This is a genomic window from Ruegeria sp. CDSA021 (genome assembly GCF_059612325.1).
This window is the reverse complement of record NZ_JBXWQJ010000007.1, coordinates 175,257-193,256: the sequence shown is the minus strand read 5'-3', so window position 1 is coordinate 193,256 and position 18,000 is coordinate 175,257. Positions and strand designations below refer to the sequence as shown.

Below are 18,000 nucleotides of genomic sequence, written 5' to 3'. Positions count from 1 at the left end.
CACGCCGGAGCCAGCCTGACCAGATTGTCCAAAGACAAGTCCGTCACCATGGCGGGAAAACTCATGGCGTGTCGCGCTGCTGGCCAGGCTTAGTTACGGCTTCATGGGATGGGTCTGGCTCATGGACGCCCGGCGTTTCGGGATATGTGCTGGGATGGGCGTCAGATAAGGTTCATCGACTTTGAGTATTTTGTGGCCACAAAGGCCGGGCGGCTTCGTAAAGCCCGCGATCTGAGCATTGCGATCCTGTCCGCCCTGTCTCAGGGCAGCACCGGACCTCGCTTTGCCTATAATGTTCTGTCCGCCTACTATGCGGCGTGGGACAGGAATCCAAAGGCCCTGCCGGTGCCATGCCCGGTGCAGGTGCGGAATGGCCAACCTCGTTTCTAACACCAAAAAAGAACTCGTTACGCACCCCCGGCAATCGCGTCCATTGTCCAATCAGCTTAGCGCCTGCCAAATCGAAAACTCTGGTCCGAAGTACCCGTGAAACATCGGGGCACCACGGGGTAATCTTCGGTCAGGAAATAGGCATAAGTCCCGTTGGGGTACTCTGTTGAAACGGTGAATGCGCCGTTGCATTGGTCTAGATTGCCGTGCCCCTGAACATAGACATAATCCTCATTAAATGTGCCATCATACCGCCCGTTCGGCGCGTTGCCACCCGGGCGTGTCCCGGATTTCAGACGATAAGAGGGCGTCATCTCAATGACTTTGCCGTCTACTACACCTGTCCTCGCGTAAATCGGAAAGCCATCTGCGGCGTACCCGATCAACGGTGAATGCGCAGCAGGGGACCATCCCAGAAGCTCGATCAACCCTGTAGGAACACCGTGATAGTGGTATTTTCCGTTCGGCTGCACATGGGCATAATTCGCATCCAACCCCAGAGCAATCGCTCCGCCCAACGCATTGTAGGACCAGCCGGATCTTGGGTTGCCATGCCAGAACTCGGCCGCAAGCGGGTCAAAAACAACCCCGTTGAGAGAAACCCCAAAGTTCCAGCCCATGCGCAGCGGTGTGAATGTGCCCTTGGTTTCGGGGGCTGTTGGCACCTTAAGGTTGACTTTCTGCCGTTCGATTTGGTGTGGATTGCCCCGGTTTGGAAACTGGCCAACCAGATGATCAGGAATCCCGTTGCCCTTCACTCTGATTGTGGTGTCATTTTCTTTCACTGAGGCCCTGTTTTTCCCGGGATCTATGGTGGCGGGCACCAATCTGAGAGGTTCTTTCGTCGTTTCGTCGTTTCGTCGTTTCGTCGTGATAGCGAAACCTGTGCTGTGCCGTTGCAACAGCTGCGATGGCCGAAAGGGCAAAAGCTGCGCCCCAAGTGATAGAAGTCTTGCTCACGTTCCAGTCCCTGTCCTGCGTAAATCATTGAAGATTACACGCGGCAGAGACCGGGTTCCGTCGCAATTACCCGTATTGGAACTAAGAAAAAAACCCGACGACAGGGATCGCCGGGCTTCTAAAAAGTGGTCTGTTTCCAATCAGTCCGCTGTTAACAGCGGAGGCTTGTCGCCTGGAATGCGCCGCTGATCCGGACCCATTATTTCAAGATCCAGCTCGCCCTTCTTGATCGAGACACGAACCACACCGCCTTTGGCTAGCTTGCCGAACAGCAGCTCCTCGGCCAGAGGTTTCTTAATGTGTTCCTGAATCACACGACCCAGAGGACGCGCACCCATTTTGTCATCATACCCTTTGTCGGCCAGCCACTCAGCAGCTTTGGGTGTCAGATCGATGGTTACACTGCGATCCAGCAGTTGCGCTTCAAGCTGCAAGACGAATTTCTCAACCACTTGCAGGATGACCTCTTTTGGTAGCGGTGCGAACGAAATCACAGCATCCAGACGGTTGCGGAATTCCGGCGTGAACATGCGCTCAATCGCAGCGGTGTCTTCGCCTTCGCGACGGTCGCGACCGAAGCCGATGGCTGCTTTGGCCTGTTCCTGCGCGCCCGCGTTTGAGGTCATGATCAGAACCACATTGCGGAAGTTCACGGTACGGCCGTTGTGATCCGTCAGCTCACCATGGTCCATCACCTGCAACAGGATGTTGAACACGTCCGGATGCGCTTTCTCGATTTCGTCCAACAACAGCACGCAATGCGGATGCTGGTCGACACCGTCGGTGAGCAAACCACCCTGATCAAACCCAACATAGCCCGGAGGTGCGCCGATCAGACGGCTGACCGCGTGTTTCTCCATGTATTCGGACATGTCAAAGCGCAGCAGCTCGACACCCAGCGTATCCGCCAGCTGTTTCGCCACCTCGGTCTTACCCACACCGGTTGGACCAGCGAACAGGTAGTTGCCGATGGGCTTTTCAGGCTCACGCAGACCAGCACGGGCCAGTTTGATCGCGCTGGATAGCGCCTCGATGGCCAGATCTTGACCAAACACCACGCGTTTCAGCGAAGCTTCGAGATCTTTCAGCACCTCGGCATCGTCCTTGGTGACGTTCTTGGGCGGGATGCGGGCGATCTTGGCGACGACTGCCTCAATCTCCTTTACCCCAATGGTCTTGCGACGCTTGCTTTCAGCGACCAGATGTTGCGCCGCGCCGGCCTCATCGATTACGTCGATGGCCTTGTCGGGCAGTTTGCGGTCGTTGATATAGCGGGCCGACAGCTCCACCGCAGTCTTGATCGCATCGGCGGTGTATTTGATGTCGTGATGCTCTTCAAAATAGGGTTTCAGACCGCGCAGGATTTTCACGCTGTCTTCGACCGAAGGTTCATTCACATCGATCTTCTGGAACCGGCGGCTCAGCGCACGGTCTTTTTCGAAATGCTGACGGAACTCTTTGTAAGTGGTCGAACCCATGGTACGCAGCTTGCCGCCCTGAAGCGCAGGCTTCAGCAGGTTCGAAGCATCCATCGCCCCGCCCGAGGTTGCACCGGCACCGATCACGGTATGGATTTCGTCAATGAACAGAACCGCGTCGGGGTGGTCTTCCAACTCTGTGACGACCGCCTTCAGACGTTCTTCAAAGTCACCGCGATAGCGGGTTCCGGCCAGCAGCGCGCCCATGTCCAAAGAATAGATCGTGGTGTTGGCCAGCACATCGGGGGCCTGTCCGCCGATGATCTTATGCGCCAGACCTTCGGCGATGGCGGTTTTACCCACGCCGGGATCCCCTACCAGCAGCGGATTGTTCTTGCGGCGACGGCACAGCACCTGGATGCAGCGTTCCACCTCGTCCGAGCGTCCGATCAACGGATCAACATCACCCGCCCGTGATTTCGCGTTCAGATCGACGCAGTATTTCCCCAGCGCGCTTTCTTTTTGTTCGGTTTCGCCAGATGTGGTCTGAGCGTCTTCTTCAACCTGATCCGCACCGGATACCGAGCGGCTTTCGCCATAAGCGGGATCTTTGGCCACGCCATGGGCGATGAAATTGACCGCGTCGTAACGGGTCATGTCCTGCTCTTGCAGGAAATAGGCGGCATTGCTTTCGCGCTCGGCGAAAACGGCAACCAGTACGTTGGCGCCGGTCACTTCGGTCCGGCCCGAGCTTTGTACGTGGATCGCGGCGCGCTGAATGACGCGCTGGAAGGCTGCCGTTGGAACGGCTTCGGACCCGTCGATATCCGTGACCAGATTCGACAGATCTTCGTCGATGAATTCCACCAGAGTGCTGCGCAGCTCGTCCAGATCGACGCTGCACGCCTTCATGACGCGCACCGCATCGGGTTCTTCCAGAAGCGCCAGCAGCAGATGCTCTAGCGTTGCAAATTCATGACGCCGTTCATTCGCGGCCGCCAAGGCCGCGTGGATGGCTTGTTCCAATGTGCTCGAGAATGAAGGCACGCGGGTGCTCCTCTGTATTGGGTCAGAAGGGGGCGAGCTTTCGGCCGGAACCCCATCCCAACCATGTCCTCATACTATTAGAGTTTGGTTGATCGTGCCCCGGCTTCAAGGGTTTTCTTGCTCTTGACAGTCACATTTGTTGTGACCGTGGCCGTGAAGAGGGGCAAATAGGCATCAAAATCGGTCTTTTCTACCCCGGATGTCCGCAAAAACGACCTCAGGGTTTGCGCCAACCATGCCCAAGTGTGCCTGAATCGCTGGGTCGGTGGCCCTCAGGAAAGGATTTGTGGCCTTTTCCATCGCCAGAATCGACGGAACGGTCGCCTTCCCGACGGCACGTGCTTGGTCAATCTCGGCGATGCGCGCCTTGAGGTCGGCGTTGTCTGGATCGATCGTAATGGCAAATTTGGCGTTGGACTGTGTGTATTCATGCCCCGAACAGACCAGAGTGCTGTCTGGTAGGGCGGCCAGTTTGCTAAGTGAGTCCCACATCTGTTCTGGTGTGCCCTCGAACAGACGTCCGCAGCCAAGCGCCATAAGGCTGTCGGCAGTGAACACGGCAGCACTTTGCGGCATATAAAAAGCGATATGCCCGACTGTGTGGCCGGATACATCAAGAACCTGAACCGGCTCACCTCCGATGTCAAAGCTATCGCCCTCGGCCACTTGCTGGTCCAGCGGTGGCAGGCGATGGGCATCCGCTGCAGCCCCGATGACCTGTGCCGGGTGTTTTTCCAGAATCCCAGCCAGCCCATCGACGTGATCCCAGTGGTGATGGGTCAGAAGCACGTGGGATAACGTCCATCCGCGTTCTTCCAGCACTTTCAGGATCGGTCCGGCCTCGGGCGCGTCGATCAACGCGGTCTGGCCATTGATGCCGTCATGGGCCAGATAGGCGTAGTTGTCGCTGAGGCATGGGATTGTAACGATTTCAAGAGGCATGGCCTTTTGCCCTTTCATTGCTAGACTGCGCCCAGCTAAGCCGATTGACCGGATGTCCGCAATGCATCTTGATGTGCAGGATCTGAGGAACTTCTACTACCGCAGTACGCTGGGGCGTGCGGCGCAAGCGGCCATTCGCGGACGCCTGAGCGAGCTTTGGCCCGAAGCAAAAGGCCAGACGGTGGCCGGATTTGGCTTTGCCGTGCCGTTGCTGCGCCCATACCTGGCGGATGCACGCCGGGTTATCGGTCTGATGCCCGGCCCGCAGGGTGTGATGCCCTGGCCTGCCGGGATGCCAAATGTTTCCGTTCTGACCGAAGAAACGCTCTGGCCGATTGAAACCGGTCACGTGGACAAGCTTGTCGTGATGCATGGGCTGGAAACGTCAGAGAGGCCGAACCAGCTGCTGGACGAATGTTGGCGTGTTCTGGGCCCCGGCGGTCGAGCTGTGTTCATTGTCCCGAACCGGGGGGGACTCTGGTCGCGGACAGACAAAACGCCGTTTGGCTACGGGCGCCCCTATACCGCCACTCAGCTGGAAAACCAGCTCAAGGCGCATCACTTCCTGCCCGAGGCGCATTGTTCGGCCCTGTACAGGCCTCCTTCCTTCCGCCGCTTCTGGTTGAAATCCGGCAGTTTGATCGAAAAAACCGGGCAACGGATTCCTACTGTCATGGCTGGGGGCGTGCTGATGGTCGAGGTCAGCAAGCACATTCGTCCGCCCAGCGGCAGCGTGACAAAAGACGCAGTCAAAAAACCGATCAAGGCGCTGGACGGTTTGTTGAAACCTGCGTGACAATCGCTGACATTCCGAAGCGACAAAATTGCGGGAAAAAAGTCACAGGAATCGCAAAAACCTGCATATTCGTAACATTTTTCAACTGGGCCAATGTGTTCAAACCGTCGCACTTGGCGTAAGTGCATGAAAATTAACAATTTGTGGATAATTCTGTTACCGCTATAGCGTATTGCTTGGTTGGAACACCTCTGCTACATCCCCGGTGATTTTGATCCCCGCCCTTTAAGGACGGGGTTTCTTCACGCCCCCGGGGTAGCTGCCGCACGCGAATTCGGGGCCCAAAGTATCGGAAGGGTGGACGTGTCCGAACCAGCTTCGATTTCCACTGGCATTGCCGAGCGCTATGCCACCGCGATCTTTGAGATCGCCAAAGAGAACAATGACCTTGCAGGTCTGGAATCCGGCATCAATGATCTGGCAGCAGCACTGGGCGACAGCGCCGAGTTGCGCGACCTGATCGCCTCGCCGCTGATTTCCCGCGTTGAACAGGAAGGCGCGATCACCGCAATCGCTGACAAGATGGCCCTGAACGCCATCCTGCGCAACACGCTGGGTCTGATGGCGCAGAAGCGCCGTCTGTTCGTCGTGCCGCAACTGGTGCAGGTTCTGCGCGACATGCTGGCGGACGAGCGTGGCGAAGTGACCGCGGATGTTGCCTCGGCCAAGGCGCTGACCAAGACGCAACTGGAAAAACTGTCCAAGACGCTGTCCGAGCGTGTGGGCAAGACCGTGACAATCAATGCGACCGTTGATGAAAGCCTCATCGGCGGTCTTGTCGTTAAAGTGGGCTCGAAGATGATCGATAGCTCGATCCGCTCGAAGCTCAACTCCCTACAGAATGCAATGAAAGAGGTCGGATAAATGGGAATCCAAGCTGCAGAGATTTCTGCAATCCTGAAGGACCAGATCAAGAATTTTGGTCAGGAAGCCGAAGTGGCCGAAATCGGTCGCGTGCTGAGCGTCGGTGACGGGATTGCCCGTGTATACGGCCTGGACAACGTGCAAGCCGGTGAGATGGTCGAATTCCCCGGCGGCATCATGGGCATGGCGCTGAACCTGGAAAGTGACAACGTTGGTGTTGTTATCTTCGGTTCCGACCGTGACATCAAAGAAGGTGACACTGTCAAGCGCACCAATTCGATCGTGGACGTTCCGATCGGTGACGAGCTGCTGGGCCGTGTTGTTGACGGTCTGGGCAACCCGCTGGACGGCAAAGGTCCGATCAACGCTTCCAAGCGTGGTGTTGCAGACGTAAAAGCGCCGGGCATCATCCCGCGTAAATCGGTTCACGAGCCGATGGCAACCGGCCTGAAATCGGTTGACGCGATGATCCCGATTGGCCGTGGCCAGCGGGAACTGATCATTGGTGACCGTCAGACCGGTAAAACTGCCGTTGCTCTGGACGCGATCCTGAACCAGAAAACTTACAACGAAGCAGCTGGCGACGACGAGTCGAAGAAGCTGTACTGCGTTTACGTCGCGATCGGCCAGAAGCGTTCGACCGTTGCACAGCTGGTGAAGAAGCTGGAAGAATCCGGCGCGATTGACTACTCGATCGTTGTGGCCGCCACCGCGTCCGACCCGGCGCCGATGCAGTTCCTGGCACCTTACGCCGCAACCGCGATGGCCGAATACTTCCGCGACAACGGCCGCCACGCGCTGATCATCTATGATGACCTGTCGAAACAGGCTGTGTCTTATCGTCAGATGTCGCTGCTGCTGCGTCGTCCGCCCGGCCGTGAAGCCTATCCTGGTGACGTTTTCTACCTCCACTCCCGCCTGCTGGAGCGTTCGGCGAAGCTGAACGAAGACTTCGGTGCGGGCTCGCTGACCGCACTGCCGGTTATTGAAACTCAGGGTGGTGACGTTTCGGCGTTTATTCCGACCAACGTGATTTCGATCACCGACGGCCAGATCTTCCTCGAAACCGAGCTGTTCTACCAGGGCATCCGTCCTGCTGTGAACACCGGTCTGTCGGTTTCGCGTGTGGGCTCTTCGGCTCAGACCAACTCGATGAAGTCGGTTGCCGGTCCGGTTAAGTTGGAACTGGCTCAGTACCGCGAAATGGCTGCGTTTGCGCAGTTCGGTTCCGACCTTGACGCCGCGACCCAGCAGCTGCTGAACCGTGGTGCCCGTCTGACCGAGCTGATGAAACAGCCTCAGTACTCACCGCTGACCAACGCTGAAATCGTCTGCGTCATCTTCGCTGGCACCAATGGCTACCTGGACAAGATCGATGTATCCGAAGTTGGCCGCTACGAAGCTGGCCTGCTGGCGCATCTGCGCGGCAAGCACGCCGACCTGCTTCAGTGGATCACCGACGAAGATCCCAAGATCAAGGGCGACGCTTCCGACAAGATCAAGGCTGCGATTGACGAATACGCCGCAACCTTCGCTTAAGGGAGAGGCGGGCACATGCCAAATCTTAAGGATCTTAAAAACAGGATCGAGTCGGTCAAATCGACCCGCAAGATCACCAAGGCCATGCAGATGGTCGCGGCTGCAAAACTTCGCCGCGCCCAGGAATCTGCCGAAGCCTCTCGCCCCTACACCGCACGGTTCAATGCCGTGATGGCGGGGCTGGCGGCATCGGTCGGGGGCAGCGACAGCGCCCCCAAACTGCTCCGTGGTACGGGCAGTGATGATGTCCATCTGCTGGTTGTCATGACAGCAGAACGTGGCCTGTGTGGCGGCTTCAACTCGAACATCGCCAAGCTGGCCCGTGCCAAAGCTTACGAACTGAAGGCCAAGGGCAAGACGGTTAAGATTTTGACCGTTGGCAAGAAAGGCCGCGATGCGATCAAGCGTGACTATGGCGATCTGTTCGTCGGTCATGTCGATCTGAGCGAGGTCAAGCGTCTGGGATATTCCAACGCGCAGGACATCGCCAAAGACGTCCTGTCCCGTTTCGACGCGGGTGAGTTCGACGTAGCCACGATCTTCTACTCGAAGTTCGTCAACGTCGTGAGCCAGATACCAACGGCGCAACAGATCATCCCTGCCTCGTTCGAGGATATCGAAGGGGACGACAGCGGCGCGGTCTTCGATTACGAGCCCAGCGAAGAGGCCATCTTGGCCGATCTGCTGCCTAAAGGGGTTGCGACTGCAATCTTCTCGGGTCTGCTTGAAAACGGGGCCTCGGAACAGGGTGCACGGATGTCTGCGATGGACAACGCGACACGCAACGCGGGTGAAATGATCGACAAACTGACGATCCAGTTCAACCGCTCGCGTCAGGCCGTGATCACCAACGAGCTGATTGAAATCATTTCCGGCGCCGAAGCGCTGTAGAGACAAACCGGAGACGAAACATGGCGAATGCAAAAGGCAAAGTCACTCAGATTATCGGGGCCGTCGTCGACGTGCACTTTGATGATGAGCTGCCTGAAATTCTGAACGCGCTGGATACCACCAACAACGGCAAGAAGCTGGTTTTGGAAGTAGCACAGCACCTGGGCGAAAACACTGTCCGCACCATTGCAATGGACGCAACCGAAGGTCTGGTTCGTGGCGAAGAAGTCACCGACACCGGCGCACCGATCGCGGTTCCGGTCGGCAACGCGACTTTGGGCCGTATCCTGAACGTTGTGGGTGAGCCCATCGACGAAAAGGGTCCCGTCGAAACAACTGAAACCCGCGCCATCCACCAGGAAGCACCGGATTTCGCGGATCAGGCAACTGAATCCGAAGTTCTGGTCACCGGCATCAAGGTTGTTGACCTGCTGGCCCCTTACGCCAAAGGCGGTAAGATCGGCCTGTTCGGCGGCGCCGGTGTTGGCAAAACCGTTCTGATCATGGAACTGATTAACAACATCGCCAAAGTGCACTCGGGCGTGTCCGTGTTCGCGGGTGTTGGTGAGCGGACCCGTGAAGGCAACGACCTGTATCACGAGATGATCGAATCCGGCGTTATCGTTCCTGACAAGCTGGAAGATTCGAAAATCGCCCTGGTCTATGGTCAGATGAACGAGCCTCCGGGTGCGCGTATGCGGATCGCTCTGTCGGGTCTGACCCTGGCGGAACAGTTCCGTGACGCAACCGGCGCCGACGTTCTGTTCTTTGTCGACAACATCTTCCGCTTCACGCAGGCGGGTTCCGAGGTTTCGGCTCTGCTGGGTCGTATTCCTTCCGCTGTGGGCTACCAGCCGACGCTGGCGACCGACATGGGCGCGATGCAGGAACGCATCACTTCGACCAAATCGGGCTCGATCACGTCCGTGCAGGCCGTTTATGTTCCTGCGGATGACTTGACCGACCCTGCGCCGGCCACGTCGTTTGCGCACTTGGACGCGACCACCGTTTTGAACCGTGCGATCTCGGAAAAGGGTATCTACCCGGCCGTTGACCCGCTCGACTCGACTTCGCGTCTGCTCGACCCGGCTATCGTTGGTGAAGAGCACTATACCGTTGCGACTGACGTTCAGCAGATCCTCCAACGCTACAAGTCGCTGCAGGACATCATTGCCATCCTTGGCATGGATGAACTGTCGGAAGAGGACAAACTGACCGTGGCCCGCGCCCGTAAGATCGAACGCTTCCTGTCACAGCCGTTCGATGTGGCCGAGGTTTTCACCGGTTCGCCCGGTGTTCAGGTTCCTCTGGATGTCACCATCGCGTCGTTCAAGGCCGTTGTGGCCGGCAAATACGATCACCTTCCCGAGGCGGCCTTCCTGATGGTTGGCGGCATCGACGAAGTGATCGCCAAAGCGGAGAAGATGGCCGCAGAAGCCGCCTAAGGAGCACACCTGATGGCAAACACGATGCAATTCGACCTCGTCAGCCCCGAGCGGAGCTTAGCTTCGCTCAGCGCGACCGCGGTCCAGATTCCCGGCGCGGACGGGGACATGACGGCGATGCCCGATCATGCGCCCACCATCACCACGCTGCGCCCCGGTCTGCTGAAGGTTGAGGCACCCGAAGGGTCCAGCGAATACCTGGTCACTGGCGGGTTTGCCCAGATCAACGGCGACAGCTTGTCGGTTCTGGCCGAAAAGGCCATTCCGATAGCGGAAGTGACCCGGGCGCATCTGGACGAGTTGATCGAAGACGCCCGCGCCTCGCACGAGGCCGCCAAGGGTGGCGATGATCAGACCATTGTCGACGACGCGGCAAAACTGCTGGCCGACATGGAAGCGCTTGGAACACATATGAGCCTTTAAAAGGCTTATCCGTAAAAAATTTGAGCGGCCTCGCAATTGCGGGGCCGTTTTTTTGTCGTGCTTTTGCCGAAGTGCCGGGGTAAGTTGCGGGAATTCAAGAATAATGATGACATAATGAAAAAGTTCCTAACCCATCCCATTGGAATTGATCAGGGTGAAGACGTCCTGTTTTCGGAATTTGCCGAAGGCGGCGAAATGTGGACGGGGCAGGGGCCTCGTGAACGCCGCACACCCATTCAGTTCAAAGAAGCCTTTCGCACTCCGCCCGTGGTACAGATCGGAATCTCGCTTTGGGATGTCGACACGTCCTCGGCTCTACGCGCCGAGGTTCAGGCCGAAAACATCACCACCCAGGGCTTTGACGCAGTATTTCGAACTTGGTCCGACACTCGGATTGCCCGCATCCGCGCGAGCTGGACTGCAATAGGCGAGGTCGCGCACCCGGATGACTGGAACATTTCCTGACCCGGGTTAGCCGTGTTTTCAAGCGTTCTAACTGCAGCTTGTAACTTAGTCTTCTTGCGTTTCGATCATATCCACTCGCGTTGCGTGGCGACCGCCTTCGAACTCGGCGCCTAGGAATGCGTCCACGATTTCCAGCGCTTGACCTTCGCCGACAACGCGCGCGCCGATCGACAGCATGTTGGCGTCGTTGTGCTGGCGGATCATACGGGCCGAGAATGCGTCTGAACACACACCGCAGCGAATGCCCGGTACTTTGTTTGCGGCCATCATGATGCCCTGACCGGTACCGCACAGGATGATGCCCAAACTGCAATCGCCCGATACGACAGCTTCAGCTGCCGCTTTGCCGTGCTTGGGGTAATGTGTGCTTTCGGGCGTCGTCGGGCCGATATCGACCACGTCCCAGCCTTGTTGGGCGATGTGTTTTGCCACGGCCTGACGCAGATCGATCGCGGCGTGGTCACTGGACAGGACAATGCGTTTGCTTGCGGTCATCGGAGGTTTTTCCCCTCTTTCGCGGATCCACGCACATGCCGGTGAGCAGCGGGCAGGGCGGATCAGATTTCGAAAAGCAAAAGGGCGGCTTGTCTGGCCGCCCCTCAGAACTCAATCCATCTGGTACATGGATTCGTAGATCGGCGTCAGCGTTTTGTCTTCGAACAGCGAAGACACGCTGGTGCCGTTCCAGATGTTCAGGATCGCCTGAGTAAAGATCGGCGCGGTAGGCACGATGCGGATGTTCTTGGCCTTGGCAATCTCTTTGGTCGGCTGGATCGTGTCAGTCAGAACCAGCGATTTCATCACCGAGTTGGTGACACGCTCGACCGCAGGGCCGCTCATGACGCCATGCGTGATGTAGGAGTGAACCTCTTTCGCGCCGTTATCCAGCAGAACTTGTGCCGCCTTGCACAGCGTTCCGGCGGTGTCACACATGTCGTCCACGATCAGGCAGATCTTGTCCTTCACGTCGCCGATCACTGTCATCTCTGCCACTTCGCCTGCTTTCTCGCGGCGTTTGTCCACGATCGACAGGGGCGCGTTAATCCGCTTGGCCAGCTCGCGCGCACGCGCCACGCCGCCGACGTCGGGTGAAACCACCATGATCTCATCCAGGCTGTCCTTGAACTGGTTCTTTACGTCCAAAGCAAAGATCGGCGAGGCATAGAGGTTGTCGACGGGCATATCGAAAAAGCCCTGAATCTGCGCTGCGTGCAGGTCCATGGTCAGAATCCGTTCGATCCCTGCACCGGTCAGCATGTTGGCCACCAGCTTAGCACTGATTGGCGTCCGGGCTTTGGTGCGGCGGTCCTGACGGGCGTAACCGAAATAGGGGATCACAGCCGTAATCCGCTGGGCTGATGACCGGCGCAGCGCATCGGCGATGATCAGCAGCTCCATCAGGTTGTCATTGGCCGGGTTCGAGGTCGGCTGGATAATGAACATATCTTCGCCGCGTACGTTCTCGAATACCTCGACGAAGATCTCGCCGTCATTGAAGCGTTCGACGCGCGCATCGACCAGACCCTGGTCAACGCCGCGATACAGGCTCATGCGGCGTGCGATGGTTTTAGCAAGAGGAAGGTTGGCGTTCCCAGCGATGAGCTTGGGTTCGTGAAGTGTCGGCATCGGCTGAAGGTCCCCGGGCAGCAATGGCAATGTGACAGATTCGTGATGTTGACACCGCTTAGCATGGCCTTAACGTCCCGCAAAGGTAACGCAGCGGAGAAAGTGAACATGACCCGGATTGACTACTATTTTGCGACAATTTCACCCTACACTTATCTGGCCGGAAACCGACTGGAAGAGATCACGGCGAAACATGGCGCGACCATCAATTACAAACCGCTGGACATCATGGCCCTGTTCTCGCGCACCGGAGGTACGCCACCGAAAGACCGTCATATCTCGCGCATCGAATACCGCGCACAGGACTTGTTGCGCCAAGCCAAACGTCTGGGTTTAGATTTCAACCTGAAACCCATGCATTGGCCGACCAATATGGCGCCGTCCTCATATGCGGTGATCGCTGCGACAAAGGACGGGTCTGGGGATGTGGGCAAGCTGTGCCAATTGATCCTGCGCGCTTGCTGGGCCGAAGAGAAAGACGTGGCACAGGACGACGTGATCCGCGATTGTTTGGCAAATTCCGGCTTTGATCCAGATCTGGCTAACAGCGGATTGCTGGTCGGTGCCGAAACCTATGCCGCCAATCTGGAAGAGGCCGTGGATCAAGGCGCGTTCGGTGCGCCATTCTATATCACGCCAGACGGTCAGCGGTTCTGGGGTCAGGACAGTCTGGATGATTTGGATCGGCATCTGACCGAGATGAAGGAATGACAGCCGCGGCCGCGGCGCGATCGGTATTTGTCCGAAGGCTGGGGAAGGGGGAGCGGAAACTGCTTGCCCTCCACTGCACGATTGCGCATTCCGGTGCGTGGTCGGGCTTGGCCAACATGCTGAGCGGTGACGCGACCTTGATTGCCCCGGACATGCTTTCGCATGGAAAAAGCCCGGATTGGGACGGACAGAGTGACTTCTTTGACCAAGTGACCAATCCGGCCGCGGCCCAGTTGTCCGAACGAATGGAATTGATCGGTCATTCCTTTGGGGCGATGATTGCGTTGAGGCTGGCGATAGAGTACCCGGAAAGGGTACGCAGCTTGATCCTGATCGAACCCGTGTTCTTTGCTGTCGCGAAGCAAGATGCGCCACTTCTGTTCGAGCAGCACGAAGAAGACTTCAAGCCCATAAGCGCGGCCTTCAAAGCAGGTGACAAGGTTCTGGCCGCGCGACTGTTCAACAGGATGTGGAGCACCCAGATCAGCCCCAAATGGCCTGATTTGCCCGAACGGACAAAGGCTAACATGGTGCGCGGGATAGGTGCCGTTCCAGCAGTGCACTCTGCGATCTATGACGATCAGGCGGGGTTGCTTTCGCCTGGAAAGCTCGATCGTTTGTCGATGCCGGTCCTGTTGCTGAGCGGGTCGGAAACGCATCCCGTGATGCAAGCGATATGCGAAAGCTTGCAGCAACGGCTGCCAGGCGCGCGTCATGAGGTGGTAAGAGGGGCGGGGCATATGCTGCCCATCTCACACCCAAATGAGACCAGCGCGCTGCTGCAGGAGTTCTGGCTATCTAACGCCTTATCTTCGGTTAAAGCAGATTAAGAAACTGATCGATCTCAGCCGACCCGATGGACCAGTCGCAGACCAATCGGCAGGCGAGACTTTCGTCGTCATTCTCGCCTTCCAGCTCATCCCCCCAGAGGTGATAGATCGCGCCCGCCTCATGCAGCTGTTTGTGTTTCGCGCGTGGGAAAGCGGCAAAGATCATGTTGGCCTGCGGCTCGTGCAAAAATTCAGCACCCTTAGCACGCAAACCATCGGCCAGCCGGGCACAGTTTGCATTGGCCTGACGCGCCGATTGCAGCCACAGGTCATCCTCAAGATAAGCCGCCATCTGAGCGGACAGATAGCGATGTTTGGAAAACAGATGCGCCCCGCGTTTGCGCCGCAGCTCAAACTCCCAGGCTTTGCTTTCGTCGAAGAACACCACCGCTTCAACACCCATCAAACCGTTCTTGGTGCCGCCAAAGCTGACCGCATCAACGCCCGCTTTCCACGTCATGTCAGCCGAGGAACAATTCAGGGCGACAAGCGCATTGGTGAACCGTGCACCATCCATATGGACGGGCAAGCCATATTCCTTTGCGATCCCACACAGCGCCTGCAGTTCTTCCAGCGAATAGACCGATCCACGCTCGGTCACCTGTGTGATCGACACAGGCCCGCGCTGCGGTCCGTGCACTCCGCGCGTTTCTTCGCCCAGGATCGACCCGCGCAACGCATCGGGGGTCATCTTGTCGCCGCCGGGGACAAGGGTCAGCTTGGCGCCAGTGTAAAACTCGGGGGCGTTGCATTCGTCTTCATGGATATGAGCGACCGGAGAGCAGAAGATCGTTTCCCAGGGATTGGACAGGGTCGCCAGAGCCAGCGAATTTGCCGCCGTTCCTGTCGCTACCAGATAAACGGCAGCGCCGGGGGCCTCAAAGATGCTGCGGATGCGATCGCGCACCTCATTCATCATCGTATCGGCGCCATAGGCCATCTGATAGCCCTGATTGGCCTCGGCCAGTTTGGCCATGACCTGAGGGTGAACCGGGCCGGAATTGTCAGACGCGAAATACATCAGTTTGGCTCCTCGATTATGTAATCTTCCCACTCTTCCATGGGGGTTTCAAACTCCGACACCGTGCGTCCCTGAACCGAGACACCTGCCGCGTGCACGCTGTCCTGTGTACCCGATACCAAAGGGTGCCAGTCGTAAAGCGGCTTGCCTTCCCACAACAGCCGATACGCGCAGGTTTGCGGCAACCAATAGGCGTGTTCGTCGATATTGTCGGGCGTCATGACGATGCATTCAGGCACGAATTGGTGCCGGATGTCGTATTGAGTGCAGCGGCAGCTTTCATCGTCCAGCAGACGGCAGGCAACGCAGGTCAGGGCAACTTCGCCCGAGTCCTCATCCTCCAGCTTGTTCAGGCAGCATTTACCGCAGCCGTCGCACAGGGCCTCCCACTCGCGCTGGTTCATCTTGCGCAGCGGTTTGCGTTCCCAAAACCGGGCAGGCAGGCCCGCGCGTTCAATCGGATCAGCGCTCATAGGGCGGCCAAAATGCCTTGGGCTTTTTCGCAATCGGCATTCATCTGCGCGATCAAGTCATCCAGCCCGTCAAAGGTCATTTCAGGGCGCAGAAAATCGATCAGGCCAACCGACAGCGTTGCTCCGTACAGATCACCGGAAAAGTCGAAAAGGAAAGTTTCGATATTGGGCACTTCGCCGTGAAACATCGGGCGCACCCCGACCGAGGCCGCACCGTGATAGCTGCCCTGATGCGGGCCATCCAGCACGTCGACCAATACGGCGTAGACTCCGAATTTGGGCGGGTGCAGCCCTTCGATGGACATGTTTGCGGTGGGAAAGCCCAGCTCCCGCCCGCGCTGCTCACCACCAATTACTTCGCCCTCGATCCTGTGCCAATGGCCCAACATCGCGGCAGCGTCCCTTGGGCGGCCCTCGCTCAGCGCGGTTCGGATGGCGGTTGACGAAACGACATTCTTGGACCGTTCCATCAAGGGGGCAATTGTCACGCCGAATCCCATCTCTTGCCCGAACCGCACCAGATCATCGGCGGTACCGCTGCGGCCTTTACCAAAGCAGAAATCGGACCCCACAACGACATGAGACAGGCCCAGCCCGTCACAGATCACATTGCGCGCAAACTCTTCCGGGGAAAGCCCTGCCAGTGCCGCGTTGAACGGCAATTCATACAGTTTCTGTACGCCCAGTTTTTTCAGCCGGTGCGCCCGCGCATTTCCCCTCATCAACCGGAACGGAGGAGAGGCAGGCGCAAAAAATTCACGCGGATGCGGCTCGAAAGTCATCACACCCAGTGGCGCGTCGGGGGCCGATTTACGGGCCAGTTCTATGACCGATTGGTGCCCCATATGGACGCCATCAAAATTCCCGATCGCCACGCTGGCACCGCGGTCTGTTGGCTCTACAAACTGAAAGTCTCGGATGATCTGCATGCGAAGTGGGTACTGTTCATACAACCTATGTTCAAGCACCTCATCCACGTGCTGAACAAATTCCTGTGTGAGTTGATGCACGTCTCTCTCTCATCAGGCATACACAATGGGGTCCTAGATCGATTTCAACCTTGATCGAACGTACTTTGCCGCGGATCGGAAATGGCTGGGCCCGGCAGCTTCGGCCCATCGACCTACTGTCCAGTTGTTGTGCGCGCCTTTCATTGGATCGCCGTAAAGCTCAGTATCGGAACAGGATTGAATTAAAGCGTTCAACTTCTCCTCCGCTTGGTCCAAAGCCGTCACCGCCTCGCCCCAGGACAAACGCGCCTGTTTCTGACGGAGTTCTGCATTGTAGCGCCGAAGCTCGTTCCATTTGTAACCTTCGGCCGGGAAGTGGACCTGTTTTCCGGCCAGACCGTCAGCATACCAACCCAGAAAGAGGTCAATCCAATGCGCACGGTGCCCGATCACATCTTTGATCGAAGTGTCTTCGTCATCTTTGCGCCGGGCATCTTTTACCGAAACGGCGGAAATCAGTGCTTTCAGTTTGGAATATTCTTTTTGGGTGATGCTCAGCAGTTCTGCTTTGCTTGTCGCGGCCATGGATCAACTCCAACGCAGACTCTCAATGAATGCGTTAGAGTCTATCGGTTTCCGACCATTTTCAAATGACGCAGATCAACTGTGCCCCGCAGTCCCATGACTTGGTGAAACTTTGAAAAACGTTGGTCAGTCGAACTTGCGCGACGGGGCAAGCACCATCGCTTCACCGATCAGAACCTTCTTACCCTCAACCGAGCAGTGGCAGTCCAGCTTGACGCGGCGCTTGGAAAAGTCGATGTCGACCACTTTCACCTCGGCATAAACCATGTCTCCCGGGCGCACAGGGGCCAGGAACTTCAAGGACTGACCCATGTAAACCGTGCCATGGCCGGGCAGTTGTTCACCGATCACGGCCGAGATCAGGCCTGCCGTCAGCATCCCGTGGGCAATACGGCCTTCAAAGATCGTATCGCGGGCATAGTCGTCATCCAGATGCACCGGGTTCCGGTCGGTGGAAACCTGAGCGAACATCTCGATGTCCTCATCCGTCACCACTTTGCGCAGGTGGCGGGACATGCCCATTTCGATGTCTTCGATACAGATCGTTCCGCGTGGAAGATTATCCAACATGTTGCCCTCACTCGAAATCGGCCGTGAAAGAAAAAACCATCATATGGCCGAGGT

20 protein-coding genes are annotated in these 18,000 nt (G+C 57.4%); 10 read left to right on the top strand and 10 right to left on the bottom strand.

Going from position 1 to position 18,000, the window contains the following annotated elements:
* Positions 1–108: 108 nt before the first annotated feature.
* Entirely contained in the window at positions 109–390 is a 282-nt protein-coding gene (locus tag AC2FLD_RS11795; RefSeq protein WP_496669395.1) for a BUD32 family EKC/KEOPS complex subunit, read from the top strand.
* A gap of 56 nt (positions 391–446) precedes the next feature.
* Here AC2FLD_RS11795 and AC2FLD_RS11790 read toward each other — a convergent pair whose 3' ends face one another.
* The 3 genes from AC2FLD_RS11790 to gloB form a co-directional block, all read right to left on the bottom strand.
* Positions 447–1,175 carry a YHYH protein gene (locus AC2FLD_RS11790; RefSeq protein WP_496669396.1) on the bottom strand — a complete coding sequence of 243 codons (729 nt, stop codon included), beginning with the start codon at positions 1,173–1,175 and terminating at the stop codon, positions 447–449.
* 315 nt (positions 1,176–1,490) lie between these two features.
* On the bottom strand, positions 1,491–3,815 hold the full coding sequence (gene clpA, locus AC2FLD_RS11785; protein WP_050604833.1) for an ATP-dependent Clp protease ATP-binding subunit ClpA: 2,325 nt from the start codon (positions 3,813–3,815) through the stop codon (positions 1,491–1,493).
* Positions 3,816–3,989: 174 nt separating this feature from the next.
* A complete protein-coding gene (gloB, locus tag AC2FLD_RS11780; protein ID WP_496669397.1) occupies positions 3,990–4,757 on the bottom strand; it encodes a hydroxyacylglutathione hydrolase in 768 nt (255 codons plus the stop codon).
* Positions 4,758–4,818: 61 nt separating this feature from the next.
* Between gloB and AC2FLD_RS11775 the strand changes: the two genes are divergently transcribed.
* The 7 genes from AC2FLD_RS11775 to AC2FLD_RS11745 all read left to right on the top strand — a co-directional run bounded on the left by AC2FLD_RS11775 (position 4,819) and on the right by AC2FLD_RS11745 (position 11,180).
* The gene (locus AC2FLD_RS11775) at positions 4,819–5,553 is read left to right on the top strand and encodes a class I SAM-dependent methyltransferase (RefSeq protein WP_050604884.1); all 735 of its coding nucleotides are present in this window, start codon (positions 4,819–4,821) and stop codon (positions 5,551–5,553) included.
* Positions 5,554–5,856: 303 nt separating this feature from the next.
* The gene (locus tag AC2FLD_RS11770) at positions 5,857–6,417 is read left to right on the top strand and encodes a F0F1 ATP synthase subunit delta (RefSeq protein WP_496669398.1); all 561 of its coding nucleotides are present in this window, start codon (positions 5,857–5,859) and stop codon (positions 6,415–6,417) included.
* Positions 6,418–7,956 carry a F0F1 ATP synthase subunit alpha gene (gene atpA / locus AC2FLD_RS11765; RefSeq protein ID WP_050604830.1) on the top strand — a complete coding sequence of 513 codons (1,539 nt, stop codon included), beginning with the start codon at positions 6,418–6,420 and terminating at the stop codon, positions 7,954–7,956. It abuts the gene before it with no gap.
* Between the two features lie 15 nt (positions 7,957–7,971).
* Entirely contained in the window at positions 7,972–8,847 is an 876-nt protein-coding gene (locus tag AC2FLD_RS11760; RefSeq protein WP_050604829.1) for a F0F1 ATP synthase subunit gamma, read from the top strand.
* Positions 8,848–8,867: 20 nt separating this feature from the next.
* Complete coding sequence (atpD, locus tag AC2FLD_RS11755; RefSeq protein ID WP_496669400.1) at positions 8,868–10,292, top strand: F0F1 ATP synthase subunit beta; 1,425 nt, start codon at positions 8,868–8,870, stop codon at positions 10,290–10,292.
* A 12-nt stretch (positions 10,293–10,304) separates the two neighbouring features.
* On the top strand, positions 10,305–10,715 hold the full coding sequence (locus tag AC2FLD_RS11750; RefSeq protein WP_496669402.1) for a F0F1 ATP synthase subunit epsilon: 411 nt from the start codon (positions 10,305–10,307) through the stop codon (positions 10,713–10,715).
* A gap of 114 nt (positions 10,716–10,829) precedes the next feature.
* Positions 10,830–11,180, top strand: a complete 351-nt coding sequence (locus AC2FLD_RS11745; protein ID WP_496669404.1) for an H-type lectin domain-containing protein — start codon at positions 10,830–10,832, stop codon at positions 11,178–11,180.
* A gap of 45 nt (positions 11,181–11,225) precedes the next feature.
* Here the strand turns inward: AC2FLD_RS11745 and rpiB are convergent, their stop codons facing one another.
* Together rpiB and AC2FLD_RS11735 are read right to left on the bottom strand one after the other, a co-directional pair.
* Positions 11,226–11,675 carry a ribose 5-phosphate isomerase B gene (gene rpiB / locus AC2FLD_RS11740; protein ID WP_496669406.1) on the bottom strand — a complete coding sequence of 150 codons (450 nt, stop codon included), beginning with the start codon at positions 11,673–11,675 and terminating at the stop codon, positions 11,226–11,228.
* Between the two features lie 111 nt (positions 11,676–11,786).
* A complete protein-coding gene (locus AC2FLD_RS11735; protein ID WP_298852541.1) occupies positions 11,787–12,806 on the bottom strand; it encodes a ribose-phosphate pyrophosphokinase in 1,020 nt (339 codons plus the stop codon).
* Between the two features lie 108 nt (positions 12,807–12,914).
* Between AC2FLD_RS11735 and AC2FLD_RS11730 the strand changes: the two genes are divergently transcribed.
* The gene (locus tag AC2FLD_RS11730) at positions 12,915–13,517 is read left to right on the top strand and encodes a 2-hydroxychromene-2-carboxylate isomerase (RefSeq protein WP_496669408.1); all 603 of its coding nucleotides are present in this window, start codon (positions 12,915–12,917) and stop codon (positions 13,515–13,517) included.
* The gene (locus tag AC2FLD_RS11725) at positions 13,514–14,347 is read left to right on the top strand and encodes an alpha/beta fold hydrolase (protein WP_496669410.1); all 834 of its coding nucleotides are present in this window, start codon (positions 13,514–13,516) and stop codon (positions 14,345–14,347) included. The genes AC2FLD_RS11730 and AC2FLD_RS11725 overlap by 4 nt, the downstream gene beginning before the upstream one ends.
* Here AC2FLD_RS11725 and AC2FLD_RS11720 read toward each other — a convergent pair.
* The 5 genes from AC2FLD_RS11720 to AC2FLD_RS11700 form a co-directional block, all read right to left on the bottom strand.
* Positions 14,334–15,368, bottom strand: a complete 1,035-nt coding sequence (locus tag AC2FLD_RS11720) for a threonine aldolase family protein (RefSeq protein WP_496669412.1) — start codon at positions 15,366–15,368, stop codon at positions 14,334–14,336. The two genes, AC2FLD_RS11725 and AC2FLD_RS11720, sit on opposite strands and share 14 nt — an antisense overlap.
* Complete coding sequence (locus tag AC2FLD_RS11715) at positions 15,368–15,841, bottom strand: YcgN family cysteine cluster protein (protein WP_496669414.1); 474 nt, start codon at positions 15,839–15,841, stop codon at positions 15,368–15,370. Before AC2FLD_RS11715 ends, AC2FLD_RS11720 begins: the two co-directional genes overlap by 1 nt.
* The gene (locus AC2FLD_RS11710; protein ID WP_496669663.1) at positions 15,838–16,770 is read right to left on the bottom strand and encodes a bifunctional riboflavin kinase/FAD synthetase; all 933 of its coding nucleotides are present in this window, start codon (positions 16,768–16,770) and stop codon (positions 15,838–15,840) included. Before AC2FLD_RS11710 ends, AC2FLD_RS11715 begins: the two co-directional genes overlap by 4 nt.
* A 114-nt stretch (positions 16,771–16,884) precedes the next feature.
* Positions 16,885–17,376 carry a ClbS/DfsB family four-helix bundle protein gene (locus tag AC2FLD_RS11705; RefSeq protein ID WP_496669416.1) on the bottom strand — a complete coding sequence of 164 codons (492 nt, stop codon included), beginning with the start codon at positions 17,374–17,376 and terminating at the stop codon, positions 16,885–16,887.
* Between the two features lie 126 nt (positions 17,377–17,502).
* A complete protein-coding gene (locus AC2FLD_RS11700) occupies positions 17,503–17,946 on the bottom strand; it encodes a MaoC family dehydratase (RefSeq protein WP_496669418.1) in 444 nt (147 codons plus the stop codon).
* Positions 17,947–18,000 lie beyond the last annotated feature (54 nt).